At 73.6% G+C, this 25975-nt stretch carries 24 protein-coding genes; 10 read left to right on the top strand and 14 right to left on the bottom strand.

Annotated features, from left to right (window positions below):
- Position 1: 1 nt before the first annotated feature.
- From hemC to hemE, 5 genes are read right to left on the bottom strand one after another with little or no spacing between them, the layout of a single operon-like run.
- Positions 2-1027 (bottom strand): hydroxymethylbilane synthase, encoded by a 1026-nt coding sequence (gene hemC, locus ACQ3I4_RS07320; protein WP_329860361.1) that lies wholly within the window; start codon positions 1025-1027, stop codon positions 2-4.
- Positions 1027-2142: a ferrochelatase gene (locus tag ACQ3I4_RS07315; protein WP_329860321.1), complete on the bottom strand. Its 1116-nt coding sequence runs from the start codon at positions 2140-2142 to the stop codon at positions 1027-1029. The genes hemC and ACQ3I4_RS07315 overlap by 1 nt, the downstream gene beginning before the upstream one ends.
- Complete coding sequence (gene hemQ, locus ACQ3I4_RS07310; protein WP_329860323.1) at positions 2139-2846, bottom strand: hydrogen peroxide-dependent heme synthase; 708 nt, start codon at positions 2844-2846, stop codon at positions 2139-2141. Before hemQ ends, ACQ3I4_RS07315 begins: the two co-directional genes overlap by 4 nt.
- Before the next feature lie 47 nt (positions 2847-2893).
- Entirely contained in the window at positions 2894-4486 is a 1593-nt protein-coding gene (locus tag ACQ3I4_RS07305) for a protoporphyrinogen/coproporphyrinogen oxidase (RefSeq protein WP_329860325.1), read from the bottom strand.
- 59 nt (positions 4487-4545) lie between these two features.
- Complete coding sequence (hemE, locus tag ACQ3I4_RS07300) at positions 4546-5607, bottom strand: uroporphyrinogen decarboxylase (protein WP_329860326.1); 1062 nt, start codon at positions 5605-5607, stop codon at positions 4546-4548.
- A 135-nt stretch (positions 5608-5742) separates the two neighbouring features.
- Here hemE and ACQ3I4_RS07295 point away from each other — a divergent pair, with 135 nt between their 5' ends.
- Entirely contained in the window at positions 5743-7149 is a 1407-nt protein-coding gene (locus ACQ3I4_RS07295; protein ID WP_430633220.1) for a glutamyl-tRNA reductase, read from the top strand.
- Here ACQ3I4_RS07295 and moeB read toward each other — a convergent pair.
- Positions 7143-8324 carry a molybdopterin-synthase adenylyltransferase MoeB gene (gene moeB / locus ACQ3I4_RS07290; RefSeq protein WP_430633219.1) on the bottom strand — a complete coding sequence of 394 codons (1182 nt, stop codon included), beginning with the start codon at positions 8322-8324 and terminating at the stop codon, positions 7143-7145. The genes ACQ3I4_RS07295 and moeB overlap by 7 nt on opposite strands.
- A gap of 166 nt (positions 8325-8490) precedes the next feature.
- Between moeB and ACQ3I4_RS07285 the strand changes: the two genes are divergently transcribed.
- Both ACQ3I4_RS07285 and ACQ3I4_RS07280 read left to right on the top strand, forming a co-directional pair.
- A complete protein-coding gene (locus tag ACQ3I4_RS07285) occupies positions 8491-9072 on the top strand; it encodes a TetR/AcrR family transcriptional regulator (RefSeq protein WP_329860362.1) in 582 nt (193 codons plus the stop codon).
- Between the two features lie 84 nt (positions 9073-9156).
- Positions 9157-9378, top strand: a complete 222-nt coding sequence (locus ACQ3I4_RS07280; RefSeq protein WP_329860330.1) for a DUF3107 domain-containing protein — start codon at positions 9157-9159, stop codon at positions 9376-9378.
- 73 nt (positions 9379-9451) lie between these two features.
- Here ACQ3I4_RS07280 and ACQ3I4_RS07275 read toward each other — a convergent pair whose 3' ends face one another.
- A complete protein-coding gene (locus tag ACQ3I4_RS07275) occupies positions 9452-10135 on the bottom strand; it encodes a ferritin-like fold-containing protein (protein WP_329860331.1) in 684 nt (227 codons plus the stop codon).
- A gap of 42 nt (positions 10136-10177) precedes the next feature.
- Here ACQ3I4_RS07275 and ACQ3I4_RS07270 point away from each other — a divergent pair, with 42 nt between their 5' ends.
- The gene (locus ACQ3I4_RS07270; RefSeq protein ID WP_430633218.1) at positions 10178-11668 is read left to right on the top strand and encodes an RNB domain-containing ribonuclease; all 1491 of its coding nucleotides are present in this window, start codon (positions 10178-10180) and stop codon (positions 11666-11668) included.
- Here the strand turns inward: ACQ3I4_RS07270 and ACQ3I4_RS07265 are convergent.
- From ACQ3I4_RS07265 to ACQ3I4_RS07255, 3 genes are read right to left on the bottom strand one after another with little or no spacing between them, the layout of a single operon-like run.
- Positions 11665-12444: a thiazole synthase gene (locus tag ACQ3I4_RS07265; protein ID WP_329860333.1), complete on the bottom strand. Its 780-nt coding sequence runs from the start codon at positions 12442-12444 to the stop codon at positions 11665-11667. The two genes, ACQ3I4_RS07270 and ACQ3I4_RS07265, sit on opposite strands and share 4 nt — an antisense overlap.
- Before the next feature lie 4 nt (positions 12445-12448).
- The gene (gene thiS / locus ACQ3I4_RS07260) at positions 12449-12736 is read right to left on the bottom strand and encodes a sulfur carrier protein ThiS (protein WP_329860334.1); all 288 of its coding nucleotides are present in this window, start codon (positions 12734-12736) and stop codon (positions 12449-12451) included.
- Complete coding sequence (locus ACQ3I4_RS07255) at positions 12733-14013, bottom strand: FAD-dependent oxidoreductase (protein WP_430633217.1); 1281 nt, start codon at positions 14011-14013, stop codon at positions 12733-12735. Before ACQ3I4_RS07255 ends, thiS begins: the two co-directional genes overlap by 4 nt.
- Positions 14014-14383: 370 nt before the next feature.
- On the opposite strand from ACQ3I4_RS07255, the gene ACQ3I4_RS07250 reads away from it, so the two are divergent.
- Complete coding sequence (locus ACQ3I4_RS07250) at positions 14384-16057, top strand: DEAD/DEAH box helicase (RefSeq protein WP_329860337.1); 1674 nt, start codon at positions 14384-14386, stop codon at positions 16055-16057.
- A 99-nt stretch (positions 16058-16156) separates the two neighbouring features.
- Complete coding sequence (locus ACQ3I4_RS07245) at positions 16157-17059, top strand: DNA-methyltransferase (RefSeq protein WP_329860363.1); 903 nt, start codon at positions 16157-16159, stop codon at positions 17057-17059.
- A 118-nt stretch (positions 17060-17177) separates the two neighbouring features.
- On the opposite strand, the gene ACQ3I4_RS07240 is transcribed toward ACQ3I4_RS07245, so the two are convergent.
- From ACQ3I4_RS07240 to ACQ3I4_RS07230, 3 genes are all read right to left on the bottom strand, one after another.
- The gene (locus ACQ3I4_RS07240; protein ID WP_329860338.1) at positions 17178-17309 is read right to left on the bottom strand and encodes a putative transporter small subunit; all 132 of its coding nucleotides are present in this window, start codon (positions 17307-17309) and stop codon (positions 17178-17180) included.
- A 12-nt stretch (positions 17310-17321) separates the two neighbouring features.
- Positions 17322-19004 (bottom strand): sodium:solute symporter family protein, encoded by a 1683-nt coding sequence (locus ACQ3I4_RS07235; protein WP_430633216.1) that lies wholly within the window; start codon positions 19002-19004, stop codon positions 17322-17324.
- 349 nt (positions 19005-19353) lie between these two features.
- Positions 19354-20205 (bottom strand): PHP domain-containing protein, encoded by an 852-nt coding sequence (locus ACQ3I4_RS07230; protein WP_430633215.1) that lies wholly within the window; start codon positions 20203-20205, stop codon positions 19354-19356.
- A 138-nt stretch (positions 20206-20343) separates the two neighbouring features.
- Between ACQ3I4_RS07230 and ACQ3I4_RS07225 the strand changes: the two genes are divergently transcribed.
- Complete coding sequence (locus ACQ3I4_RS07225) at positions 20344-21903, top strand: aminopeptidase P family protein (RefSeq protein WP_430633214.1); 1560 nt, start codon at positions 20344-20346, stop codon at positions 21901-21903.
- A 71-nt stretch (positions 21904-21974) separates the two neighbouring features.
- Here the strand turns inward: ACQ3I4_RS07225 and ACQ3I4_RS07220 are convergent, their stop codons facing one another.
- Positions 21975-22787, bottom strand: a complete 813-nt coding sequence (locus tag ACQ3I4_RS07220) for a general stress protein (protein WP_430633213.1) — start codon at positions 22785-22787, stop codon at positions 21975-21977.
- 119 nt (positions 22788-22906) lie between these two features.
- Between ACQ3I4_RS07220 and ACQ3I4_RS07215 the strand changes: the two genes are divergently transcribed.
- From ACQ3I4_RS07215 to ACQ3I4_RS07205, 3 genes are read left to right on the top strand one after another with little or no spacing between them, the layout of a single operon-like run.
- Positions 22907-24187, top strand: a complete 1281-nt coding sequence (locus tag ACQ3I4_RS07215) for a magnesium transporter MgtE N-terminal domain-containing protein (RefSeq protein WP_430633246.1) — start codon at positions 22907-22909, stop codon at positions 24185-24187.
- Positions 24180-24785 (top strand): DUF1003 domain-containing protein, encoded by a 606-nt coding sequence (locus ACQ3I4_RS07210; RefSeq protein WP_329860344.1) that lies wholly within the window; start codon positions 24180-24182, stop codon positions 24783-24785. Before ACQ3I4_RS07215 ends, ACQ3I4_RS07210 begins: the two co-directional genes overlap by 8 nt.
- Complete coding sequence (locus ACQ3I4_RS07205; protein ID WP_329860345.1) at positions 24782-25909, top strand: Mrp/NBP35 family ATP-binding protein; 1128 nt, start codon at positions 24782-24784, stop codon at positions 25907-25909. Before ACQ3I4_RS07210 ends, ACQ3I4_RS07205 begins: the two co-directional genes overlap by 4 nt.
- The last annotated feature ends 66 nt before the right edge of the window (positions 25910-25975 follow it).

The following is a 25975-nucleotide window of genomic DNA, read 5'->3' as shown; positions in this document are numbered from 1 at the left end:
CCTAGAGTCCCGCCAGGTCCGCGGCGCCCTCACGCAGCAGGGCGACGGCGAGCTCGGCGCCGAGGGCGGCGGCGCCCTCGACCGTGAGCTCGCGCCCGCGGGCCGTGCGGCGCAGGGTATCCGACCCGTCGGGCGCGCAGGCGACGGCCTCGAGGACCAACGAGTCGCCCTCGATCCTCGCCAGCGCGCCGATGGGCGCGGCACACCCGGCCTCGAGCCGGTTCAGCAGCGCGCGCTCGGCGGTCACGGCGAGCCGCGTGGGCACGTCGTCGAGCTGCTCGAGGGCCTTCGCGAGGGGCCCGGAGGCGGCCGTCTCGGGGCGGCACTCCACGGCGAGCGCCCCCTGGCCCGGCGCGGGCAGCATGACCGAGGGATCGAGGAGCTCGGTCACGTGCCGGCCCAGGCCGAGCCGCTCCAGGCCCGCGGCGGCGAGGACGACGGCGTCGAGGTCGCCGTGGGCGGTCCGGCCCACCCCGCCGTCGTCGGCGGGCTTCGCGGCGCCCTTGACGCGGCCCAGCCGGGTGCCGACGTTGCCGCGGATGTCCACGATCTCCAGATCGGGGCGCGCGGCCTTCAGCTGCGCTGCGCGGCGCGGCGAACCCGTGCCGACGGTGGCTCCGGCCGGCAGCCCGGCGAGCGTCAGTCCGTCGCGGGCGCACAGGGCGTCGCGCACGTCGACGCGCGGCGGCGTCGCCGCGACGACGAGCCCCTCGGGCTGCGCCGTCGGCAGGTCCTTGAGAGAGTGCACGGCGATGTCGCAGCCGCCCTCGAGCAGGGACACGCGCAGCGCAGCGGCGAAGACGCCGGTGCCGCCGAGCTGGGACAGCGGCCCGCTCGTCACGTCGCCCTCGGTCTTGACGTGGATGGTCTCCGCGCGCATCCCGCTCAGGCGCTCGAGCGCCTCGGCGACATGCCCCGTCTGGGTCGTCGCGAGCGCGGATCCGCGCGTGCCGATCCGGAACCCGGCCCCCGCGGCGGCGGGCTCCCGCGACGAGGGCGCGGCCCCGGCGTCGTTCGCCTCCCGCATCACGGCCGCGGCCCGGCCGGCGTCCCGACGAGCTCGACGCAGCACCCGGTGGAGCAGATCGCGTCCCAGTCGCCGGGCACGCGCTGCTCGCCGTGCGCGGGGAGAGGGGCCCCGCCGTCGTCCACGAGGGACTCGGCGAGGACGTCCACGAGGCCGGAGACGAACGCGGCGTGCGTGCCGGGGGTCGGGACGCGGTGGAAGGCCAGGCCGAGCTCCGCGCACGTGTCCTTGGCCTCGGTGTCGAGGTCCCACAGGACCTCCATGTGGTCCGAGACGAAGCCGATCGGGACCACGACGACGCCGCGCGTCCCTCCGGCGGCGTACTCTTCGAGCGCGTCATTGACGTCCGGTTCGAGCCACGGCACGTGCGGCGCGCCGGAACGGGACTGGAAGACGAGGGACCACTCGAGGCCCGCGGCCTCCGGGACCGTCTCCATGAGGGTCCGGGCCACGGCCAGGTGCTGCGCCGAGTAGACGTCGGTGCCGAACTCCCCGGCGATCGACGCCGGCCCCTGGGCCTCGGCCGTCGCGGTGGGGATGGAGTGCGTGACGAACACGATCCGCGGGGCCGCGTCCTGCTCGCCGCGGTCGGCCAGCTGCGCACGCACGTCGGCGATGCCGGCGGCGAGCCCCTCGGCGAAGGGGTCGATGAACGCCTTGTCCTGGAAGAACTGGCGGACCTTGACGACCTCGAGCCTGCCCTCCAGGCCGGTGGACTCGAGGCCGGCCGCGATGTCCTCGCGGTACTGGCGGCAGCTCGAGTAGCCGGCGTAGGCACTCGTGACGAGCATGAGCACGCGGCGGTGCCCGTCGTCGTACATCTCCTGCAGCGCGGCCGGGATGTAGGGGTCCCAGTTGCGGTTGCCCCAATACAGCGGCAAGCCCCAGCGGCGCCGGGCGATCTCGCCCTCGAGCGCGGCCAGCAGCTCCCGGTTCTGCTCGTTGATGGGGCTCACCCCGCCGTTGGCCCGGTAGTGGGTCGCGACCTCCTCGAGCCGTTCGTCGGGGATCCCGCGGCCGGCCGTGACGTTGCGCAGGAAGGGGATCACGTCGTCCTGGCCCTCGGGGCCGCCGAAGGAGGCCAGCAGGACGGCGTCGAAGCCGTGCGCGCTCAACGCAGGACCTCCGCCGCCTCGGCCGCGCCGATCCGGCGGCCGGTGTAGAACGGGATCTCCTCGCGCACGTGGTTGCGGGCGTCGGTGTAGCGCAAGTGGCGCATCATGTCCACGAGGTCGATCAGCTCGGGGGCCTCGAGGCAGATCATCCACTCGAAGTCGTTCAGGGCGAAGGAGGCCACCGTGTTGGCCAGGACCTGGGGGAAGTCGCGGCCCAGGATGCCGTGCTCGCGCAGCATCTTCCCGCGCTCGGCCGGATCCAGGAGGTACCAGTCGTAGGAGCGGACGAACGGGTACACGGTCATCCATTCGCTCGGCTCCTTGCCGCGCGCGAACGCCGGCGAGTGGTCCTTGGCGAACTCGGCCTCGCGGTGCACGCCCATGGCGGACCAGGCGATCGAGGTCTCGGCGAAGAGGTAGCTGCGGCGGATCTTGCGCACGGCCTCCTGGAGCTTCTCGGCGGAGGGGCCGTGGAGCCAGGTCATGACGTCGGCGTCCTCGCGCATCGCGGAGACGTCGTAGATCCCGCGCAGGGTGATCCCGTCGGCGGCGAGCTCCTCCACGAGCGCCTCGAACGCGGCCACGCCCTCGGAGCGGTCCAGGTCGGACTCGCGCTTGAACACCGTCCAGAGCGTGAAGTACAGGGTGTCGCCCTCGCGCTCACGGTCGGCGAGCACGGGGCTGTTGGAAGGATTCTCGCTCATCGCGGGGCCTCTTTCTGGTGGTTCGGGGCAGGGGGTCGGTTCAGGGGTCAACTCGCGCTGATGGCGAGCCGGGAGCGGGTGTCGGCCACGACGGCGGCGAGCCCGGTCCCGGAGAGCCAGGCGCCGACGACGTCGATGTCCTCGAGCGCCTCGACGGCCGCACGGAACGCGTCGACGCGGGACCGGTGGCCCGTCGTGGCGAACGGCAGGGCCGCGTCCCAGCGGATGACGTCCCAGCCGAGCACGTCGGCCTCGGCCAGCTCAGTACCGAGCAGTGCGGACGCGTCGGACACGGCGGCGTGGAACAGCTCCTCGTCGCTGCCGGCCGGGCCGGGGCCGTCGGAGACCCGGCCGTAGGACAGGCGCAGCACGTGGGTGCCGGGGCCGGCCTCGTCGTGGAGCCAGTCCCACTTGGCGCTCGCGTGCGTGAGCGCCTTGGCCCGCACGCCCGGGGCGTCGGCGGCCACGAGCAGTCCCGTGCCGCGCGGGGCGTCGTCGAGCTCGGGGCGGTCGACGACGAGGGTCACGAGGGCGACCCCGGCGCCGTCCCCCGGGCGGTGGGCCGCGAGCTCCTGGTCCAGGGGCGTCAGCAGGTCGACGGCGGCCGGACCGGTCGTCGCGATGACGACGCGGTGGGCGGCGGCCGTGCGCGGGGCCCCGTCGGCCCCGGCGAGTACGACGTTCCAGGACGGCGCCTGGCCCGGCGCGGCCCCGGCGTCGTCCTGCACCGGCTGTGCGGCGGAGTCGGCCTCCGGGTCCGCGGGCGCCCGGTCGGCGTCTGGCGCGGGGCCGTCGGCCGGTCCCGCGGGCTCGATCGCGACCGCCCGCAGGCCGGTGTGGAGCGCGGCCCCGCGCTCGGTCAGCTCGGCCACGAGGGCGGTGCTCAGCCGGTGCATGCCGCCGGCGAGCCCGGCGACGGCGGAACCGGCGGGCGCCGCCTGCCGCACGGCGGCGACGGCGCGGGCCAGGGATCCGTGGCGGACGACGCCGGAGCGCAGCCCGGGCGCGACGGCGTCGGCGTCGAGCGTGTCCGGGTCCGCCGAGTGCACGCCCGAGACGACGGGGGCCACGAGCCCCTCGAGGACGGCGGAGCCCATGCGGGCCCGCACGAGCTCGCCCAGGCTCAGGGAGCCCTCCTCGAAGTGGCGCGGGACCGGCATCGCGAGGTCGGCGGCCGCCCGCAGGGAGGCGGCGGAACCGATGACGGCCTTGACGTCCTCGGCGCGCGGGTCCCCGGGAATGCCCAGGATCCCGGTCTGCGGCAGGGGGTGGGCGGCGGCCCGGCCCCCGTGGCCCTTCGAGTAGAGCCAGGCCCCGCCGGGGCGCGGGGCGACGACGTCCCCGCCCAGCCCGAGCTCGTCCAGCAGCTCGGCGACGGCCGTGTTCCGGGTCGCGAACGACTCCGCGCCCGCGTCCAGCACGAGCCCGTCGACGGTGTGGGAGGCGACGCAGCCGCCGAACGCCTCCGTGGCCTCGAAGAGCTCCACGGCGTAGCCGGCGATCGCGAGCTCGCGCGCGGCGACGAGCCCCGCGATCCCGCCGCCGACGACGACGGCCGCACGGCGGGGCGCGGCCCGTTCCGTGCCGTCCGGGGCGGCTTCGCCGTGGCGGCCGTGGGCGGCGTGGTGCCGGTGCGGCATCGCGGTCCTTTCGTCGGTGGCTTCAGGTCTCGGGCGCGGGCCGGCGGGCCCGCGGCGCGTCAGGGGGCCACGGAGTGGATGAGTTCGACGACGCGCGTGAGCACCTCGGGATCGGTCTCCGGCGGGACGCCGTGGCCGAGGTTGACGACGTGGGCGGGCGCCTCGTCGCCGGACGCGAGGACCTCGCGGACGTGGCGCTCGAGCACCTCCCACGGGGCGGAGAGCAGGGCCGGGTCGATGTTGCCCTGCAGCGGCACGGTGCCGCCGAGGCGGCGGTTGGCCTCGGCGAGCGGGAGCCGGTAGTCCACGCCCATGACGTCGACCCCGACGCCGTGCATCGCGGCCAGCAGCTCGGACGTGCCGGTGCCGAAGTGCACGAGCGGGGCGCCGAGGTCACGGACGTGGTCCAGGGCGCGCGCGGAGGCCGGGGCGACGTGGCGCTCGTAGTCCGCCAGGCCCAGGCTGCCGGCCCAGGAGTCGAAGAGCTGTCCGGCGCTCGCGCCGGCCTCGAGCTGCGCGCGGAGGAACTGCCCGGAGGCGTCGGCCGCCCACGCCGCCAGGGCCTCCCAGGCCTCCGGGTCGGCGTGCATCATGGTCCGCGGACCCAGGTGGTCGCGGGAGGGGCGGCCCTCGACCATGTAGGCGGCGAGGGTGAACGGCGCGCCGGCGAAGCCGATGAGCGGGGTGGATCCGAGCTGCTCGACCGTGAGCGCGACGGCCTCGCGGATCGGGTCGAGGGCTCCGGGCTCGAGCCGCGGCAGGGCCGCGACGTCGGCGGCGCTGCGGACCGGGGTGCCGAGGACGGGACCGACGCCGGGGACGATGTCGACGTCGATGCCGGCGAGCTTGAGCGGGATGACGATGTCGGAGAAGAAGATCCCGGCGTCGACGTCGTGGCGGCGCACCGGCTGGAGCGTGATCTCGGAGGCGAGCTCGGGGCGCAGGCACGAATCGAGCATCGCGATGCCCTCGCGCAGCTCCCGGTACTCCGGCAGCGAGCGGCCGGCCTGGCGCATGAACCAGACGGGGCGCCGCTCCGGCGTCCCCCCGCGGTAGGCGGTGATCAGGGGGGAACCGGATGTACGGCCATCCATCAGCGGGTGGCTTGCGCTCAACGTCATGCCTTGATTCTGCCAATGCCGCTGCGGAACCGCGAATTGCGGCGCCCGCGAGGCGGCGCATCGTGGCCAATCCCACGTCGCGAAGGCTCGCCTTCGATGCGTCGGGAGGGGACGCCGGGCTACCATGGAGACACTGTGGTTTACCTATCGCTCGTCGCCTCGCACTCGGATCTGGACCTCGAAACCGTCGCACGGCTCAGTGCCGGCGCCTCCGGGGTCGCTGTCGACGTGCTCGACGGGACGGCCCCGGTCACCGGCGCCGTGGTCCTGGCCACGTGCAACCGCTACGAGGTCTACTGCGAGGCCCCCTCGGAGGACGACGTCGAGGCCGCCCGTTCCGCGGTCATCTCCCGGATCAGCGCGGCGTCGGGGATCGAGGAGCACCGCGTCTCCGGGGCCCTTGCCACCAAGACGGGCGACGACGCCGTCCAGCACCTCTTCGCCGTCGGGGCCGGCTTGGACTCGGCCGTCATCGGGGAACGGGAGATCGCCGGACAGGTCCGCCGGGCCCTCATCGAGGCCCAGCAGGACGGCACCGCCTCCGGCCCGCTCGTGCGCCTCTTCCAATCGGCCTCCCGCACCGCCAAGGACGTCGGCTCGCGCACCCGCTTGGGCGGCCGCGGGCTCTCGATCGTCTCCGTCGCGCTCGACCTCGCCGAGGACCTGAGCGACGACGACTGGTCGGGACGCCACGTCGTCGTCTTCGGCACGGGCGCCTACGCGGGCGCGACGATGTCCCTGCTCAGGGAACGGGGTGCGGGCCGCGTGTCCGTCTTCTCCGCCTCGGGCCGCGCCGAGGGCTTCGTCGCGAGCCGCGGCGGCCACGCCCTCGACGACGACTCGCTCGCTGCCGCCCTCGCCGACGCCGACGTCCTCATCGGCTGCAGCGGCGGCGACCGGCGGCTCGGCCCGGAGGAACTGGCCGAGTCCGGCCGCGGGGCCCGCCCGCTCGTCGCGATCGACCTGGCCCTGACCCGCGACTTCGACCCCTCGCTCGAGGACGTGGAGGGCGTGGACCTCATCACCCTGGAATCCGTCCGCATGGCCGCCCCGGCGGAGCAGGCCGAGGCCCTGCACCAGGCCCGCGGCATCGTGGAGGGCGCGGCCGCGGAGTTCGCCCACGAGCAGCGCCAGCGCACCGCCGACGCCGCGATCGTGGCGCTGCGGCGGCACACCCAGACGGTCCTGGAGACGGAACTGGAGCGCGTCCGCGCGCAGCACGGCTGCACCGCCGCCTCGGAAGAGGTCGAGTTCGCGATGCGGCGCATGATGCGCCAGCTCATCCACACCCCGACCGTCCGCGCGCGCGAGCTCGCCGCCGAGGGCCGCCAGGAGGAAGTCGAAGCCGCCCTCGCGACCCTGTTCGGCATCACGCTCACGCAGCAGGCCCCCGCCACGGGACGCACCGCCGCCCCGCGGCACGGCACGCCGCAGCCCGGCACCCCGCAGGCGCCGCAGGCCCTTCCGGCCGCCGACGGAACGGTCCCGCCCGCCGCCTGCCCGGCCTCCGGTCAGGCCGCCACGGGGTCGGTGCGTCAGTAGCCGTTCTTGTGCGGCTCCACCTCGTCGATCCAGGCCAGGATCCCGCCCTCCAGATGCCTCGCGTCCGCGTAACCGCGCTCGAGCAGGTGGGCCAGCACCTCTGAGGAACGCCCGCCCGATTTGCAATGCAGGATGATCGGCTTGTCCCGGGGCAGCTCGACGTCGCCGCCGAGCACCCGCCCGCGCGGCACGAGCTCGGCGCCGTCGATCGAGACGATCTCCGCCTCCCCCGGCTCGCGGACGTCCACGAGGTGGAAGTCCCCCACCCCGGCCGACCGCTCCCGCAGCAGCACCTCGAGCTCGCGGGGACCCACGGACGGGAGGACGCGACCGGCGTCGTCCGCCGGAAGGCCGCAGAAGGCCGGGTAGTCCTCGAGCAGCCGCTCCGGCTGCACCGTCTCCGGATCCGGGCGGAGCCGGATCTCGCGCCAGGACATGGCGAGCGAGTCAAGGATCAGGACCCGGCCCAGCAGCGGATCGCCGATGCCCGTGATGAGCTTGACCGCCTCGGCCACCATGACCGAGCCGATCTGCGCGCACAGCACGCCGAACACGCCGCCCTCCGCGCACGACGGCACCGTGCCCGCGGGCGGGGCCTCCGGGTAGAGGTCGCGGTAGGTGGGGCCGTGGCCGTTCCAGAACACGGAGACCTGGCCGTCGAAGCGCAGGATGGAACCCCAGACGTAGGGCTTGGCCAGGATCGCCGCGGCGTCGTTGACGAGGTAGCGGGTGGCGAAGTTGTCCGTCCCGTCCAGGATCAGGTCGTAGCCGGAGAAGACCTCCAGCGCGTTGGAGGAGTCGAGCCGCTCCTCGTGCAGCACGACGTCGACGAGGGGGTTCAGCTCGAGGACGGAATCGCGCGCGGAAGCCGCCTTGGGCCGCCCGACGTCGGAGACCCCGTGGACGACTTGGCGCTGCAGGTTCGACTCGTCCACGACGTCGTCGTCGATGATGCCCAGCGTGCCCACGCCCGCCGCGGCGAGGTACAGCAGGGCCGGCGAGCCCAGGCCGCCCGCGCCGATCACGAGGACCCGGGCGTTCTTGAGCCGGCGCTGTCCGGCGAGGCCGACCTCCGGGATGATCAGGTGCCTCGAATACCTCCGCAGCTCCTCGGCCGTCAGCTCGGGGCCCGGTTCCACGAGCGGTCCGGGGTGCTGGGGTGTCGCGGTATCCATGCCCCCACTGTAGTCCCGTCGCGGGGCGCGCCGAGGGGTCCCAAACGCCTACCGCGCCGTAGAATGACGGCAGGCGCCGGGGCCCACCACGACCCGGCGGATGGAGGAAAGGCAGTTCGTGCACACGACCCCAGAGCGGCAGCAGCGCCACCAGCGCACCCAACGGATGCCCCGCGAGGAGCGACGGGCCCAGTTGCTGCGTGCCGCCCACAGCGTGTTCGTGGCCAACGGCTACCACGGGGCCGCGATGGACGAGATCGCCGAGGTCGCGATGGTGAGCAAGCCCGTGCTCTACCAGCACTTCCCGGGCAAGCGCGAGCTGTACCTGGCGTTGCTCGACGCCCATCTGGCCTCGCTGTCCGAGCTGCTGCTCGCGGCGATCGCCTCCACGTCGGACAACAAGCTGCGGGTCCAGGCCACCATCCGCGCGTATTTCGAGTTCATCGCCGAGGACAGCCAGGCCTACCGGCTCGTCTTCGAATCCGACCTCATCAACGATCCCGACGTGGCCTCGCGGCTCGAGGAGTTCAACGGACGCTTCGCCGGTTCCGTCGCCGACGTCATCGCGGACGACACCAAGCTGCCGCGCGCGCAGGCCGTCCTGCTCGGCCGCGGACTGGCCGGCATGGCGCAGGTCGCCGCGCGGGCGTGGCTCGAGGCGCAGGACGAGGTCGACCTCGACGCGGCGAGCGAGCTCGTCTCCCGTTTAGCTTGGCGCGGAATCGGTCGATTCCCCAAGGAGTCCTGACATAGATTCACTGCGGGACACCGTGCGGCCGGTCAGCGCGGCCGGTGCCCGTACCCAGTAGTCCAACCGACGAAGGAGCCCAGCTTGGACGTACGCATCGGAATCCAGAACGTTGCCCGCGAAGTGGTCATCGAATCGAGCGAATCGGCGGACCGCGTCGCCGAGATCGTGACGAAGGCCCTGCACTCCGGCCAGGAGCTGCAGCTGACCGACGCCAAGGGGCGCACCGTGATCATCCCGACGGCGACCATCGGCTTCGTCGAGATCGGCGCCGAGGAGCCGCGCCGGGTGGGCTTCGCACACTAGCGGACCACGGGGCCCGGCGGCCTGACGGCTGCCGGGCCCCGTGCCCTTCCGGCCCCGACCTCGGGCGGCCGCCTCAGGCCGTCAGGCCGAGCTCGCTCATGCGCCGCGAGTGGTTCTCCACGAGCGTCGCGAAGAGCCGCGCGACGTGTTCCGCCCGGGCCTCGGCGTCGGCCAGCTCCACGAGGCCGTTCCAGAAGTCGTGGCGGTCCCCGATCCGCCGGGCACCCGTGAGGGCCTCGCCGAGGAGCCGCCGGCCCCAGAGGGCGAGGCGCGAGGCCAGCCGTGGATCGTCGGCGAGGGCGCCGCGCAGCCGGTCGCGGAGCCAGCCGGTCTGGGCGTCCATGGACTGCACCTCGGCCACGAGCTGCCGGGCCCGCGGGTCCAGCGCCAGGGCCACGGCCTGGTAGAAGTCCCCGGCGACGGAGTCGATGACATAGGCCTTCATGAGCGACTCGTACCAGTCCCCCGGCCGCGTGCGCTCGTGGAGGGCGTCGATCTCGGCGGCGAAGGGGCGCATGGCCTCCTGGACGTCGCCGCCGTCCTCCTCGATGCGGGCCCTCACGAGCTCGAAGTGCGCGAACTCCGCCACGGCGAGACGGGCGAGGGCCTCCCGGTCGGCGAGCGCCGGAGAGAAGCGGGCATCGGAGGAGAGCCGTTCGAACGCGGTGAGCTCCCGGTAGGCCATGAGCCCGTAGAGGGCGGCCTCGTAGTGCGAGCGGGTGGCCTCGTCGAGGGCGGGGACGTTCTGCTCGGTCATGCCTGCCACCCTACTCCTTGGGCCGTTCTGTAGCCTGTCCCCATGGCGATGAAGCAGATTGGACTTTCCGGCAGCACGCGGCAGACCCTCCTGGCCGAGGCGCTCGGTTCCCTCGCGGTCGAGCTCGAGCTGCCGGAGTCCTTCCCACCCGCCGTCCTCGCGGAGGCCGAGGCGGCCGTGGCGGCGCAGGAGCTTCCCGTCGCCGACGCGACGGACGTCGCGTTCGTGACGATCGACCCGCCCACGTCGACCGATCTCGACCAGGCCGTGCACCTGGAGCGCGCGGGCGACGGCTATACCGTGCGCTACGCGATCGCCGACGTCCCCTCGTTCGTCGCCGTCGGCGGGGCGTTGGACGCGGAGACGCGGCTGCGCGGCCAGACGCTGTACCTGCCGCAGGGCCGCATCCCGTTGCACCCGGACGTCATCGGCGAGCAGGCCGGGAGCCTGCTGCCGGAGCAGGTCCGCAGCGCGTACCTCTGGACGTTCCGCCTCGGCCCCGACGGCTCGGTGCTTTCCTCTGCGCTGGAGCGGGCGGGGATCCGCAGCCGGGCGAAGCTCAGTTACGAGGGGGTGCAGGCGGAGCTCGACGCCGGGACGGCCGACGAGTGCCTGCAGCTGCTGCGCGAGGTCGGGCTCAAGCGCATCCGGCTCGAGCACGAGCGCGGCGGGGCGAGCCTGCGCCTGCCGGAGCAGGAGGTCGAGCTCGACGACGCCGGCCACTACCGGCTCACCGCCCGGGCGCCGCTGCCGGTCGAGGACTGGAACGCGCAGATCTCCCTCATGACGGGCATGGAGGCCGCCCGGATCATGCTCGAGGGCCGGGTCGGCATCCTGCGCACCATGCCGGCGCCGGACGAGCGCAGCGTGGCCCAGTTCCGTCGCCAGGCAGCGGCGCTGGGCTGCCCGTGGCCGCGGGAGACGGCGTACGGCGATTTCCTGCGCTCGCTCGAGCTGGAGCAGCCCAAGCACCTCGCGCTCATGCACGCGGCGACGTCCCTGTTCCGGGGCGCGTCCTACACGGCGTTCGACGGCGGGGCCCCGCCGGAGGCGGACGCCGTCCAGTCCGCGATCGCCGCGCCGTACGCGCATGCGACGGCTCCGCTGCGCCGCCTCGTGGACCGATTCGTCCTGATGGTGTGCCTCTCCCTGTCCCAGGAGAGCGGGGTCCCCGAGGAGGTCCGTGCAGCGCTGCCGCTGCTGCCGGACCTCATGCAGTCCTCGAACCGGGTGGCCGGGACGGTCGAGCGCGCGTCGATCGACGCCGTCGAGGCCGCCCTGCTGCACGGGCGCGTCGGCGAGCGCTTCACGGGGACCACCATCGACGGGCCGAGCGAGGCGCAGGCGGCGAAGGCCGCGGAGGACGGACGGCTGCCGACGGGGACGATCCAGCTACTCGACCCGCCGATCACGGCCCGCTACGAGGGCCGTGCCGAGCTCGGCACGGAGGTCGAGGTGGAGCTCGTCACGGCCGACATCGCGCGGCGCGAGGTCCTCTTCCGGATCGCCGCCGCGGACGGCCGGGCCTCCTAGTCGAAGTCCCCGCGGCCGCCGAGGGGCGAGGAGGCGAGCGCGAGGTTCCGCCGCGGGATCCTGCCGGCCGTGTGCCCGAGCCGGCCCGCGACGACGGCGTGCCGGAAGGCCGTGGCCATCCGCGCCGGGTCCTCGGCCCGCGTCACGGCGGTGGCCAGCAGCACGGCGTCGCAGCCGAGCTCCATGGCCAGCGCGGCGTCGGACGGCGTGCCGATGCCGGCGTCGAGGACCACGGGGACGGACGCGCGGGCGGCGATGAGCCCGATGTTGTGCGGGTTCAGGATGCCGAGCCCGGTCCCGATCGGGGCCCCGAGCGGCATGACGGCGGCGCACCCGGCGTCCTCGAGGCGCAAGGCGGTGACGGGGTCGTCGTTCGTGTACGCGAAGACGGCGAAGCCCCGCCCCGCGAGCTGCTCGGCCGCGTCGAGCAGCTCCACGGCGTCGGGCAGCAGGGTGTGCTCGTCGGCGACGACCTCGAGCTTGATCCAGTGGGTCTCGAGGGCCTCCCGCGCCAGCTCGGCCGTCAGCACGGCTTCCCGCGCGGTGTGGCAGCCGGCCGTGTTCGGCAGGACGCGGATGCCGCGGCGCACGAGCATCTCGTAGATGGATTCGCCGCCTCCCGGGCGGTGGCGGCGCATCGCGACCGTGGTCAGTTCGGTTCCCGAGGCCTCGAGCGCCTGCTCGAGCACGTGCTGGCTCGGCGCGCCGCCGGTCCCGGTGATGAGCCGGGACCCCAGCTCCACGCCGTCGACGGTCCAGGAGTCCTCCTGTGCCACGGGCTCAGCCTCCCTGGACCGCGGTGAGCAGCTCGACCGTGTCGCCCGGGGCCAGCGCGGCCTCCGCCCAGCGGGACCGGGCCACGACCTCCTGGTTGACGGCGACCGCGACGCCAAGCGGGGCCCCGTCGACGGGACGGCCGTCGGGGCGCAGCCTGCGCCCGGTGCGGCGGGCGACGAGGTCGAGGACGGTGGCCGGCACGGGAGCGAGGGGTTCCCCGTTGACGAGCAGCGCCGCCCCCGGGGCGGCGACGGAGGTTGCGGCGTGGGCGGTGGCGTCTCGAGGTGTCACGGTGTCTCCTGGGTAGTGTGCGGCGCCGTCGTGGTGACGGCGGGGAGGATGGGGGCGTCGTGGTCCCGCCGGGCGTCCGGCGTGAAGCGCCAGGGGTCGAAGGCCTCGAGGCCGGACGGGGCCCGGCCGTCGACGAGGGACCGGACGGCGCCGGCCGCTGCGACGCTGAGCAGGACCCCGTGGCGGTAGAAGCCGTTGGCGGTGATCAGCCCGGGGCCGAGCCGGCCGAGCAGCGGGAGGTTGTCGGGCGTGGCGGGACGGGCGCGGGCCGTCGCCTCGACCAGGTCGAGTTCGGCGAGGGCGGGCAGCAGGCGGATCCCGTCGCGCAGCAGGCGGTAGACGCCTCCCGCGCTGACCCCGGTGCGGTCGTCCTCGCGCTCCGTGGCACCGAGCACGACCTCGCCGTCGGCGCGCGGGACGATGTACACCCCGCGGCCCTCGACGAGCCCGCGGACCACGGTGCCTTCCAGCCCGGGCCCTCCCGGGGCGGCGCGCAGGCGCAGGACCTCGCCGTACACGGGCCGGACGGTCAGGGCGGGCGCCGCGCCCAGCCCGTCGACGACGATCCCGCCGGTCGGCCGCGTCGTGGCGGTCCGCCCTGCCACGGGATCGACCCCTGCCGGAAATCCGTCCCGGGTGCGGCCAGCCGGCCCGTCGGCGGGCCCCGTTCCGCCGGCCAGGACCACCTCGTCCGCGGCGAGGGACCCGCCGTCGTACTCCACCCGGGCGGGCGCGCCCGCCGCGACGCGCAGGACCCGGCCGGCCACCCACTCGACCCGCCCGGAGGCGTCGAGCGCGGCGCGCAGCGCGGCCGCGATGCACCGGGGGTCGGCCTGCGCGTCGTCGGCGGCGAGGAAGGCCCCGGCGAGCCGCGGCGACAGGAGCGGCTGGAGGCGCCGCGCGGCGCGCACGCCGACCTCCTCGACGGACAGGCCCGCACCCTCCTGCGCGGCCCTCAGCCGGGCCAGCGCCTCGCGGTCGGCGGCATCGGCCGCCACGACGAGCGTGCCCTCGGACCGGAAGCCGCACGCGCGGCCCGACGCAGCCTCGAGCTCGCGGGCCCACGCGGGCCACCCCCGCAGCGCCGGGACGGACAGCGCGGTCAGCGCCCCCTCCTGGTAATGGAACTCGGTGACGGCGGCGAGCATGCCCGCGGCCGCGCGGGTCGCCCCCGCGGCGGGCGAGGGATCGACGACGGCGACATGTGCGCCGGCGCGCACGAGATCCCAGGCGATCGAGAGGCCGACGATCCCGGCCCCGACGACGACGCAGCGCATCGACAGGTGTCCTTCCCTCCGCCGGCATGACCCGGATCAGGTTCAACGGTCGGCATCCCGTCCGGCGTCGACGCCGGCCTGCCCTCTCAGCCCGTTGGCGGGCTCCCGTGGTTCCCGGACAGTCTATGCGCGTCACGGTGGGCGTCGCACGTTAGACTGGCCGGGTAGACAAGGATGCCCGGTCGTTTTTGAACCGCACGAATTTCAGCAGTGTTTCCCGGCGAACCTGCACCATGGCACGCCACATGCGCGCCTGATAGCCCGCGATCGGCTCCGCTGGATGCGCCGCGCACGCGGTGGTCTCCGTTCCGCCTGACAAGGCAGGAGCGTCGAGCACGCCCGGACCGGCGCCGAGAAGAATGAGAAGTCATTGACACCTGAACAGCACCTGACGGCCGATTCCGGCACCGAGGAAATCACCGTCGAAACCAGCCTCGCCACCGACGAGACCCCGCACGAGCTGCCCGAGCAGACCTTCGCCGACTTCGGCGTCCGCCAGGACATCGTCGACTCGCTGGCCTCCGCGGGGATCCTGCATCCCTTCCCCATCCAGGCGATGACGCTGCCGGTGGCCCTCGGCGGCCACGACATCATCGGGCAGGCCAAGACGGGAACGGGCAAGACGTTCGGCTTCGGCATCCCGGCCCTGCAGCGCGTCGTCGGCCCCACGGACGACGGCTACGCGCAGCTTCCCGTGCCGGGCGCCCCGCAGGCCCTGATCGTCGCCCCGACCCGCGAGCTCGCCGTGCAGGTCGCCGCGGACCTCGAGAAGGCGTCGACGCAGCGTGACGCGCGGATCGCCGTGATCTACGGCGGCCGCGCCTACGAGCCGCAGATCGAGCAGCTCGCCGCCGGCGTCGAAATCGTCGTCGGGACGCCGGGCCGACTCATCGACCTGTACCGGCAGAAGCACCTGAACCTCAAGAACGTGCGGATCGTGGTCCTCGACGAGGCCGACGAGATGCTCGACCTGGGCTTCCTCCCGGATGTCGAGACCCTCCTGGGCGCCACCCCGGCGATCCGCCAGACCATGCTCTTCTCGGCGACGATGCCCGGCCCCGTCATCTCGATGGCCCGCCGCTACATGTCCCAGCCCACGCACATCCGCGCCGCGGATCCGGAGGACGAGGGCATCACCAAGAAGGACATCCGCCAGGTCATCTACCGCGCCCACCAGCTGGACAAGGACGAGATCGTCGCCCGCGTCCTGCAGGCCGAGGGCCGCGGACGCACGATCATCTTCACCAAGACCAAGCGCTCCGCCGCGAAGCTGAGCGAGGAGCTCGTCGACCGCGGCTTCGCCGCCGGCTCCATCCACGGCGACCTCGGCCAGGGGGCCCGCGAGCAGGCGCTGCGCGCCTTCCGCAACAACAAGGTCGACGTCCTCGTCGCCACGGACGTCGCCGCCCGCGGCATCGACGTCGACGACGTCACGCACGTCATCAACCTGCAGTGCCCCGAGGACGAGAAGACGTACCTGCACCGCGTGGGCCGCACGGGCCGCGCGGGCAACAAGGGCACCGCGATCACGTTCGTGGACTGGGAGGACGTCCCGCGCTGGGGCCTGATCAACAAGGCCCTGGGACTGGACCAGGCCGAGCCCGTGGAGACCTACTCCTCCTCGCCGCACCTGTTCACCGACCTGGACATCCCGGCCGGGACCAAGGGCCGCCTGCCGCGGAACAAGCGCGTGCTCGAGGGCCTGTCGGGCGAGAGGCTCGAGGACCTCGGCGAGACCGGAAAGAAGCCCGCGGGCCGCGGTGGACGCGACGGCGGACGGGGCGGACGGGAGTCCGGCCGCGACGGAGGGCGCGACGGTGCCCGGGGCCGCGGACGCGGCGGGCGCGGTGGCGCCGACGGCGAGGGCCGCCACGGCCATTCGCACGGCCGGGCCGACCGCCCCAACAAGGAATCCACCGGCGAGGGCCGGGGCCAACGCGCCGAGGACGCGGGCACCGAGGCCGCGTCGACGGCCCCGCGCCGGCGCCGCTCCCGGACCCGCCGCCGCAACGGCGAGGTCGTCGAGCGCACGGACGGACAGTAGCGCGTGGGCGCACCACGCCCGGCCGGCGGCCCCGGTTCCCTCGAGGGGACCGGGGCCGCCCCCGTGGGGGAAGGGGAGGCGACGACGGCTGACGCCTCGCTGGCGCCGCTCCCCGCGGAGGCCGCGTCCCGCCCGCGGGTCGCCGGGGCCGGCGCATGGCGCCCCGACGGTCCGGACCTCGTGGTCCACGGCGACAACGCCGGGGTCCTGCCGGCCCTGCCGGACGGCGCGTTCACGCTGGTCTACGTCGACCCGCCGTTCAACACGGGCCGCCGCCAGGCGCGCCAGCGCACCACGATGGTCCGCGCGGCCGACGGCGCCGGGGACCGCGTGGGCTTCAAGGGAGCCAGCTACACGACCGTGCGCGGCGAGCTGCGCAGCTACGACGACGCGTTTGATGACTACTGGGCGTTCCTCGAGCCCCGGTTGCGCGAGGCCTGGCGGCTCCTCGCCGACGACGGAACGCTCTACGTGCACCTGGACTACCGCGAGGTGCACTACGCCAAGGTCATGCTGGACGCGGTCTTCGGCCGCGAGTGCTTCCTGAACGAGATCATCTGGGCGTACGACTACGGAGCGCGCGCCAAGAGCCGCTGGCCGGCCAAGCACGACAACATCCTCGTCTACGTCAAGGACCCGGACCGCTACCACTTCGACGCGGCGGCGGTGGACCGCGAGCCCTACATGGCGCCCGGGCTCGTCACGGCCGAGAAGGCGGCCCGCGGCAAGCTGCCGACCGACGTCTGGTGGCACACGATCGTCTCGCCAACGGGCCGGGAGAAGACGGGCTACCCCACGCAGAAGCCCGAGGGCATCCTGCGCCGGATCATCTCCGCGAGCAGCCGCGAGGGCGACTGGGTGCTGGACTTCTTCGCGGGTTCCGGGACGACGGCGGCCGCGGCCCACGCGCTCGGCCGGCGGTTCGTGTGCGTGGACGCCAACGCGGAGGCCCTCGAGGTCATGCGCCGCAGGCTGCCCGCCGGAACAGTGTTCTCGCAGTAGCCCGGCGCTCCGTGGCACCGGACGTTCCACCGCCCAGGCACGGCCGGCCCCACGGGGCAGACGACGACGGCCGCCCGCGTCGGGGACGCGGGCGGCCGTCGCGGCGGGCGGGCCGGACCTAGATGAGGTCCCGGCCGTTGCGCCGGGCCTCGGCCCATTCGCGGAAGAACGCGCGCGCGATCACGGCGAGGGTGCCGGCCACGACGACGGGCCAGACCAGGACGTAGACGGTGAGCCAGAACGCTTCCATGGGGTCTCCTTCCTACTTCGCGGTGCCGGTGGCGGACGGGACGGCCTCGTGGGGCCCCGGGTCGAAGTCGCCGACGGTGCGGCGGATCGAGGCGAAGTCGAACTCCATCGAGGACCGCCGGGACATGAGCCAGCAGACGAGCGTGGACACGGCGTAGGCGAGCAGGGAGGCGCTGAGCACGGCGTACTCGTGCAGGACGCCGACGGCGAACGGTGCGGCCGCCAGCGCGGCGGCCGTCCCCGCGATGCGGGCCACGCGGGCTCCGAAGAAGCCGAAGGACATGAGGCCGATGACCACGCCGATGCCGATGACCGCCAGGACGTCGACGACGAGGCCGGCCACGCCGTCGAGCGGCAGCCAGGAGAAGCGCACGGGCAGGAACGCGGCAAGCGCGGCGAGAACGGCCACGGTGAACGCCGCGTTGGTGACCTTCTTCCAGTAGAAGCTCGCGATGACCGGGAACACGAGGCATCCCCACAGCGCGCCCACGAAGACGAGCAGGTCGAGGATGTTCAGCTGCCCTGACGCGAAGTACAGCGCAGCGCCCGTGGCGAGGACCATGGTGGCCCGGCCCACGAGCAGCATGGTCTTCGGATCGGCCTTGCCCTTGCCCTTGGACTGGCCGTAGAAGTCGGCCATGGCGATCGAGGACAGCGCCGCGAGGTCGGAGTCGGCGGTCGAGGACAGCGCGCCGATGACCATGACGAAGAAGAGGCACAGCATGACGGGGCCGAGGTAGGTGGCGGCCATCTGCGGAATGAGGTTGTTGGTGTCCCCGCCCATCGGCTCGATCCCCAGGTACAGGGCCATGACGCCGAGCATGCCGATCCCGATGATCGTGGCCCCGTAGCCGACGGTCGCGGTGACGAACGTGGGACGGATGAGGTCCTCGCGGACGGCGAAGAGCCGCTGGGCGATGGTCTGGTTGCCGATCGCGTAGGCCAGTACGGCCGCGATGTAGGGGGCACCCTGGTTCATGAACGCCTCGGAGGAGAAGAAGTCACCCTGCTCGGGGGTCAGGTTCGCGGCGCCCCGGGTGAACATCCCGGTGCCCCCGGCGGCGAAGAACACCGTGGGGATGATGACGACGACGGCGCCGAGCATGGCCATGACCTGCGCGAAGTCCGTCAGCACGGACGCGCGGAAGCCGGACCAGAGCGTGTAGAGCAGCACGCCGGCGGCGATCGCGAGGATGCCCTGCTGGAAGGTGAACGGGGAGAGCATCGCCACGAGCGCGCCGCCGGCGATGAGGTTGGACGTCAGGCTGATGACGCTGCCGAGGATGTTGGACCCGGCGAGCATCAGCTGCGAGGAGCGGCCGTGCCGGGCGTACATCACCTCGGCGAGGGTGTGGGCCTTCGGCGCGACCTGGCGGATGCGCTTGCCGAAGGGGTAGATGAACAGGATCATCAGGGCGCCCCAGAGCCCGTAGTGGATGGGGCCGGAGATGCCGTAGGTGTAGCCCGAGGTCGCCGAGGCGTACATCGACGCGGCCCAGATCCACGTGGCCGTCATCGATGCCGCGGAGATCCCGAAGCCGATCTTGTTGCCGGCGGTCATGTAGCCGTCGGCGTTCTCCTTCTTCTTGCCGATGAACAGCGACATCGCGAAGGTGCCGCCGTAGAAAGCCACCATGAGCGCGATGATGATCCAGGCGGGCATCAGCGCCGCCTGCCCGGTTCCGTCCGGAGCCATGTTCCTCCTTGTCCGGGGAACGGCCACCGGACGCGGCTCCCCTCGGCGCGCGCCGGCCGGGATTCGGCTCCATTGGCTCGCCGCCCGTCGGGGCGGCACTGTCCGGTGCGGGACGATTACCTGGCGCGCCGTCCACCCGGCACGGGTGCCGGGCCATCCGGGCCGCGCAGGGCGCGGCACACCGCGGCGCACCCACTGGCGGTGGGGCTTCTCCGCGTCGGGCAGGGGCTGCTGGCAGCCCGCTGTGGACGCCGGTGCGGCCTGCCGCGGTTCGGAGCGATCCGCTCGACGAATCATTGCGTCAGGCAACCACCGGATTCCTTGATGGTAGCACCTTTCGTCCGGTGTCCTACCCCAGCCCGACGGCGGACGTGCCGGTTCCCGCGGCCATGATCCGTTCCAGCATGGCCGGATCGGTCGTGTTCTCGCCGAGGCGGTTCGGCTTGCCGGTGCCGTGGTAGTCGCTCGATCCGGTCGTGATGAGCCCGTGTTCGGCGGCGAGGGCCCGCAGGAAGGCGCGCCCCTCGGCGGGATTGTCCCGGTGCTCGACCTCGAGGCCGAGCAGCCCGGCGTCGATCATCGCGGCGAAGACGTCCTCCCCCACGACGCGGCCCCGGCCGGAGGCCACGGGGTGGGCGAAGACGGGCACTCCCCCGGCCTCGCGGACGAGCCGCACGGCGTCGACGGGGTCGACGGCGTAGTGGCCCACGTAGTAGCGGGAGTGCGAGGTCAGCACGGTCGAGAACGCCTCGCTGCGGTCCCCGGCCACCCCCGCCGCGACAAGGGCGTCGGCGATGTGCGGCCGGCCGATCGTCGCCCCCGGGGCCGAGTGGCTGTTGACCATGTCCCAGTCGATCGGGAAGTCCTCGCTGAGCAGCTCGACCATCCTCCGGGCGCGGTGCACGCGCGCCTCGCGGGCCTTGTTGATCTCCTCGAGCAGGCCCGGGTGCGCGGGGTCGTGGAGGTAGCTGAGCAGGTGCACGCTGATCCCCCGCCTCGTCTTGCAGGAGACCTCCATGCCGGGAACCAGGCCGATTCCGTGCCGCCGGGCCGCCTCGGCGGCCTCCGCCCAGCCGCTCGTCTGGTCGTGGTCCGTGAGCGCCACGGCCCCGAGACCGGCCGCCGCCGCGGCCGCGACGACGTCGGCGGGCCGCTCGGTCCCGTCGGAGACCGTCGAGTGGGCGTGCAGGTCGATGAGCATGGATCAAGCCTAGTCCCGTCCCCGGCGGGCCGGGGCGGGCCGGCGCGGCCCCGGCGTCGTCCTCCCCGCACCGCGGCGCCCGCGGCCCCTCTCTGCCGCCTTGGTGGATGGGCGGGCCTTTGAGACGATGGTCCGGTGATGACTGAAGCCAACGACACCCCCGGCAGCGACCAGCCCCTCGAGGACCGCGTGAACAACCGTTCCCAGCGCCCGAGCTCCGAAGCGTTCAAGAAGTTCATGGCCGGGCAGTGGGCGCCCGCCGCGCCCGCTCCCACGGGCCCCGATGCCGTCGCCCCCTACGCGGCGTGCCGCCGCCACGCGCTCTCCCTGCGCTTTCCCGGCGAGCGCCTCGTGGTGCCCGCAGGGCCGCTCAAGGTGCGCTCGAACGACACCGACTACCGTTTCCGCCCGCACTCGGGCTTCGCGCACCTGACCGGCCTGGGCCTGGACCACGAGCCCGACGCCGTGCTCGTGTTCGAACCCGTCGCCGAGGGCACGGGCGACGACGGCGGGAACCACCGCGCCACCCTGTACTTCCGTCCCATGGCCGGACGCGACTCCGAGGAGTTCTACTCCAACGCCCGTTCCGGGGAGTTCTGGATCGGCCCGCGGCCGACGCTCGAGGAGCTCTCCGCCCGTCTCGCCCTGCCCACGGCCCACATGGACGCCGAGCTCGAGGACGCCATCACGGTGGACGCGGGCCCCGTCGAGCTCAACGGCATCCGGATCCGCCTGCTCCGCGAAGTCGACCAGACGGTCGACGCGCTCGTGGACACCTCCCGCATCAACACGGGGATCGACCTCGAGGCCTCCGACGCGCTCGACGCCGGGCTGAGCGAGGCCCTCTCCGAGCTGCGCCTCGTCAAGGACGAGTGGGAGGTGGAGCAGATGCGGGCCGCCGTCGAGGCGACCATCAACGGCTTCCACGACGTCGTGGAGGCGCTCCCGCGCGCCATCGAGCACAAGCGCGGCGAGCGCGTCGTCGAGGGCGCGTTCTTCGCCCGGGCCCGCGAGGAGGGCAACGACCTCGGCTACGACACGATCGCGGCGTCCGGGAACAACGCCACCGTGCTGCACTGGATCCGCAACAACGGCCAGGTCAACACGGGCGAGCTCCTGCTGCTCGACGCCGGCGTGGAGGCCGATTCCCTCTACACCGCCGACATCACGCGCACCCTGCCGGTCAACGGCCGCTACTCGGACGTGCAGCGGAAGGTCTACCAGGCGGTCGTCGACGCCGCGGACGCCGCCTTCGCCGTCGCCCGCCCGGGGCGCCGCTTCCGCGAGCTCCACGAGGCCGCCGTCGCGGTCCTGGCGGAGCGCCTCGACGCGTGGGGGCTGCTGCCCGTGCCGCTCGAGGTCGCGCTCTCCCCCGAGGGCCAGCACCACCGCCGCTGGATGCCGCACGGGACGAGCCACCACCTGGGCCTGGATGTGCACGACTGCGCGCAGGCCAAGCGCGAGCTCTACCTCAACGGCATCCTCGAGGAGGGCATGGTCTTCACGATCGAGCCGGGCCTGTACTTCAAGGCCGAGGACCTCTCCGTGCCCGAGGAGTACCGGGGCATCGGCGTGCGGCTCGAGGACGACGTCCTCGTCACGGCCGACGGCTGCGAGAACCTCAGCGCCGCGTTGCCGCGCACGCCCGAGGAGGTCGAGTCCTGGATGGCCGGGATCTACGCGGCCCGCGGGATCTAGCCTCCCGTTCCACGCAGGACGACGCCGGTGCCTCCTTCGGGAGGCACCGGCGTCGTCCGCCATGGTCCAGGTCAGCCGTCGCCGCGGGACCGGCTCCCGGGCTCGTGCCCGGACCCGGCCGGGGCGTTGTCCGCGGCGGGTCCGGCGTCGGGCCCGTTGCCGTCCTCGGCGGACCCGCCCGCATCCGAGCGGCCGGCATCGACCGGGCCCGCGGCCGGGTCGATCCGGACACCGAACTGCGGGCGGCCGTCGGGCAGGTCGGCGTAGCCGCTGCGCGGGGCCGGTGCCGGCTGGGGGGCTCCCGGGGCCGGTTCGGCGCCGGGCGCGGCAGGGGCCGGCGGAGCGGGCTGCTGCGCAGGCGCCCACGCCGGGGCGGAGCGCGGGACGCTGCCGCGGCTCATGGGAAGCTTCTCGGCCAGCCGGCGCGCGGCGGCGGCGTGCTCGAACGCGACGACGACGTCGTAGTAGCCGGCGAGCACCTGGTTGCTCGAGGCGAAGTCCCGCTTGCCGCGGCGGAAGGAGTAGCTGAGCACGCCGACGACCATCCAGATCGCCATGCCGAGGCCCACGGAGGAAAGGATCTGCACGATCCCGCCCGCCGGGGTGAAGAGGCTCAGGAGCAGGCCGACGAACATGCCGAACATGGCGCCCTGCGCCGCCCCGGCGAGCGCCACGCGGGGGTAGCTGAGCTTGCCCGTGACACGCTCGACCATCTTCAGGTCGTTGCCGACGATGCTGACGTTCGCGACGGGGAAGTCGTTGTCGGCGAGGTAGTCCACCACCTTCTGCGCGTCGAGGTAGGACTCGTAGCGGCCCAGGACCTCGCCCCGGGGCAGGCCGAGTCCGGCGGGGTCGGATCCTGTGGCACCAAAAGCGGAAGGCATGTCCCCATTCTGCCCTGCCCGGGCCCCGCGCGCCCGCCATATCGCTGCGGGTGAACCGCCCGGCGACGCGGAACGCCGCCCCGTCGGGCAGGCAGTAGCCTTGGAGGGTGAGCAGCTCCATGAACAAGGTCTTCATCGCCCGCCTGCTCGGCCTCGACGTCTTCGACCCCCTCGGCGACCGCCTGGGCCGGCTGCGGGACGTCGTCGTGTTCGACCGCGGCGCCGCCAAGCCCGCCCAATGCGTGGGCCTCGTCATCGAGGTGCCCGGCAAACGCCGGGTCTTCGTGCCGATGACGCGTGTCCAGGCCATTGAATCGAGCCAGATCATCTGCTCGGGGCTCGTGAACCTGCGCCGCTTCCAGCAGCGCGGCGCCGAGCGGCTCGCCGCCGCGGAGCTGTTCGACCGCAAGGTCGTCTTCAAGGACGGCAGCGGCAACGCGGTGGTCGAGGACATCGGTCTGGAGCGCCAGCGCAACGGCGACTGGCTCGTCTCCGACTACTATGTCCGCCGCGGCGATGCCGGCACGGGCTTCCGGGCGCTGCGCCGGCTCTCCCGGGGCGAGCGCCTCCTGGTGCCGTGCGCGGAGGTCGTCCATGGCGACCTCGAGGAGCCGCAGGCCGCGACCCAGTTCGTGGCCGCGCACGACGAGCTCAAGCCCGCCGACTTCGCCGAGGCGCTGCACGAGATGAGCGACAAGCGCCGCCTCGAGGTCGCCTCGGAGCTGCAGGACGACCGCCTGGCCGACGTCCTGCAGGAGCTCCCCGACGACGAACAGGTGCAGATCCTCTCGGCCCTCGACATGGAGCGCGCCGCCGACGTCCTCGAGGAGATGGACCCGGACGACGCGGCCGACCTGCTCAACGAGCTCGCCGAGGAGCAGAAGGAGGCCCTCCTGCAGCTCATGGAGCCCGAGGAGGCCAAGGACGTGCGCCGCCTCCTGGAGTACGAGGAGAACACGGCGGGTTCGCTCATGACGCCCGTGCCCGTGATCCTCCCGCCCGAGGCGACGGTCGCGGAGGCGCTCGCGTACGTGCGCCGCGAGGAGCTCAGCCCCTCGCTCGCCTCGGCGGTCTACGTGTGCCGCCCGCCGCTCGAGACACCCACGGGGCGCTACCTCGGCGTCGTGCACATCCAGGCCCTCCTGCGCTGCCCGCCGCCGGAGCAGCTCGGCAGCATCGTCGACACGGACCTCGAGCCGGTCCTGGACCTCGCCGACGTCTCCGAGGTCGCCCGGACCCTGGCCACCTACAACCTGACCTCGATGCCCGTCGTCAACGCGGACGGCCGGCTCGTCGGCGCGGCGACGGTCGACGACGTGCTGGACCACCTGCTGCCGGAGGACTGGCGCACCCGGGACGACGATTCCACCGACGTGAAGGGAGCCGCGACGCATGGCTGAGAAGAACACGCCCCCGGGCACCGGGCTGGACACCCCGCTGGCGGCGCGCGCCCGCTTCTTCCCGCGGCTCTCGCCGAACCCCGACGCGTTCGGCAAGGCCACGGAGGGCTTCGCCCGCTTTATGGGAACGCCGCAGTTCCTGCTCTACATGACGATCTTCTGCGTGTTCTGGCTCGTCTGGAACACGTGGGCGCCCCAGGACTGGCGCTTCGACTCCGCCGCGTTGGGTTTCACCGCGCTGACGCTCATGCTCTCCCTGCAGGCCTCCTACGCCGCCCCGCTCCTGCTCCTGGCCCAGAACCGCCAGGACGACCGCGACAAGGTCTCGCTCTCGGAGGACCGCAACCGCTCCGAGCGCAACCTGCACGACACGGAGTACCTGACGCGCGAGCTGGCCGCCCTGCGGATCGCCCTGCGCGACGTCGCCACGCGCGACTACGTCCGCAGCGAGCTCCGCTCGGCGTTGGAGGACCTCCTCGAGGCGAACGACGGCGAGGACATCCGCCTGCGCGGCAAGGCGCCCAAGAAGAAGAAGGTCTCCGACGCGACGACGCAGCTGCCCAAGGTGCAGCGCACCGAGGGCGGCCAGGAGCCGTGACGCGCGAGGGGACGCCCGCCGCCGACGAGGCCCTGTGGAAGGCGCTCGGTGCCGTCCAGGACCCGGAGCTGCGCCGCCCCATCACGGAGCTCGGCATGGTCCCCTCGGCCACGGTCGGCTCCGACGGAACGGCGCGCGTGGCCGTGCTGCTGACGATCGCCGGCTGTCCCCTGCGCGGCACGATCGAGCAGGACGTCACGGCTGCGGCCTCCGCTGTCCCCGGTGTCTCCTCGGTCGAGATCGAGCTCGGGGTGATGACCCCGGAGCAGCGGGCCGAGCTGAAGTCCTCCCTCGCGGCCCGCACCATCCCGTTCACGGCCCCGGACTCGTTGACGAGGATCATCGCCGTCGCGAGCGGCAAGGGCGGGGTCGGCAAGTCGAGCGTGACCGTGAACCTGGCCTGCGCCCTGGCGGCCGACGGGCTGCGCGTGGGCGTCGTCGACGCCGACGTGCACGGCTTCTCCGTCCCCGGCCTCATGGGGATCGACACCCAGCCCACGCGCGTCGACGAGCTGATCCTGCCGCCCGTCGCCCACGCCGTGAAGGTCATCTCGATCGGCATGTTCGTGGACGGCAACCGGCCCGTCGTGTGGCGGGGTCCGATGCTGCACCGGGCCCTCGAACAGTTCCTGACGGACGTCCACTTCGGCGACCTCGACGTCCTGCTGCTGGACCTGCCGCCGGGGACGGGCGACGTCGCGATCTCCGTCTCCCAGCTCCTGCCGGGCTCGGGGATCGTCGTGGTGACCACGCCGCAATCGGCCGCCGCGGAGGTCGCCGAGCGGGCGGGGGCCGTCGCGGAGACCACGGGCCAGAAGGTCCTCGGCGTCGTCGAGAACATGTCCTGGCTGACCCTGCCCGACGGCACGCGGATGGAGCCCTTCGGCAGCGGCGGCGGGGCGGCCGTGGCGGCGCGCCTCGCGGAGCGGCTGGGGACCGACGTCGGATTGCTGGGTTCGGTGCCCCTCGATCCCCGGCTGCGCGAGGGCGGGGACGCGGGCCTGCCCGTCGTGCTCGGCGAGCCGGAGTCGGAGGCGGCGGTGGAGCTGCGGCGGATCGCGCGCTCCCTGGCCCGGAGCCCCCGCGGCCTGGCCGGCCGGCCGCTCGGCGTCACGCCGCGCTGACCGGGCGCCACACGGCGCCACGGAACCGCGGAACCGGGGCAGGGTCGCGGCGGGGACGCGCCGGAG

This window comes from Zafaria sp. Z1313, from assembly GCF_050563205.1.
Classification (GTDB): domain Bacteria; phylum Actinomycetota; class Actinomycetes; order Actinomycetales; family Micrococcaceae; genus JAZDCJ01.
This window is presented reverse-complemented; position numbering and strand designations above follow the sequence as displayed.

Excerpts from the sequence above, each read along its gene's own strand:
- hemC (WP_329860361.1), bottom strand. The coding sequence starts at position 1,027 with ATGCGGGAGGCGAACGACGCCGGGGCCGCGCCCTCGTCGCGGGAGCCC.
- hemQ (WP_329860323.1), bottom strand. The coding sequence starts at position 2,846 with ATGAGCGAGAATCCTTCCAACAGCCCCGTGCTCGCCGACCGTGAGCGC.
- ACQ3I4_RS07305 (WP_329860325.1), bottom strand. The coding sequence starts at position 4,486 with ATGCCGCACCGGCACCACGCCGCCCACGGCCGCCACGGCGAAGCCGCC.
- hemE (WP_329860326.1), bottom strand. The coding sequence starts at position 5,607 with ATGACGTTGAGCGCAAGCCACCCGCTGATGGATGGCCGTACATCCGGT.
- moeB (WP_430633219.1), bottom strand. The coding sequence starts at position 8,324 with ATGGATACCGCGACACCCCAGCACCCCGGACCGCTCGTGGAACCGGGC.
- ACQ3I4_RS07285 (WP_329860362.1), top strand. The coding sequence starts at position 8,491 with ATGCCCCGCGAGGAGCGACGGGCCCAGTTGCTGCGTGCCGCCCACAGC.
- ACQ3I4_RS07275 (WP_329860331.1), bottom strand. The coding sequence starts at position 10,135 with ATGACCGAGCAGAACGTCCCCGCCCTCGACGAGGCCACCCGCTCGCAC.
- ACQ3I4_RS07270 (WP_430633218.1), top strand. The coding sequence starts at position 10,178 with ATGGCGATGAAGCAGATTGGACTTTCCGGCAGCACGCGGCAGACCCTC.
- ACQ3I4_RS07255 (WP_430633217.1), bottom strand. The coding sequence starts at position 14,013 with ATGCGCTGCGTCGTCGTCGGGGCCGGGATCGTCGGCCTCTCGATCGCC.
- ACQ3I4_RS07240 (WP_329860338.1), bottom strand. The coding sequence starts at position 17,309 with ATGGAAGCGTTCTGGCTCACCGTCTACGTCCTGGTCTGGCCCGTCGTC.
- ACQ3I4_RS07235 (WP_430633216.1), bottom strand. The coding sequence starts at position 19,004 with ATGGCTCCGGACGGAACCGGGCAGGCGGCGCTGATGCCCGCCTGGATC.
- ACQ3I4_RS07230 (WP_430633215.1), bottom strand. The coding sequence starts at position 20,205 with ATGCTCATCGACCTGCACGCCCACTCGACGGTCTCCGACGGGACCGAG.
- ACQ3I4_RS07225 (WP_430633214.1), top strand. The coding sequence starts at position 20,344 with ATGACTGAAGCCAACGACACCCCCGGCAGCGACCAGCCCCTCGAGGAC.
- ACQ3I4_RS07220 (WP_430633213.1), bottom strand. The coding sequence starts at position 22,787 with ATGCCTTCCGCTTTTGGTGCCACAGGATCCGACCCCGCCGGACTCGGC.
- ACQ3I4_RS07215 (WP_430633246.1), top strand. The coding sequence starts at position 22,907 with ATGAACAAGGTCTTCATCGCCCGCCTGCTCGGCCTCGACGTCTTCGAC.
- ACQ3I4_RS07210 (WP_329860344.1), top strand. The coding sequence starts at position 24,180 with ATGGCTGAGAAGAACACGCCCCCGGGCACCGGGCTGGACACCCCGCTG.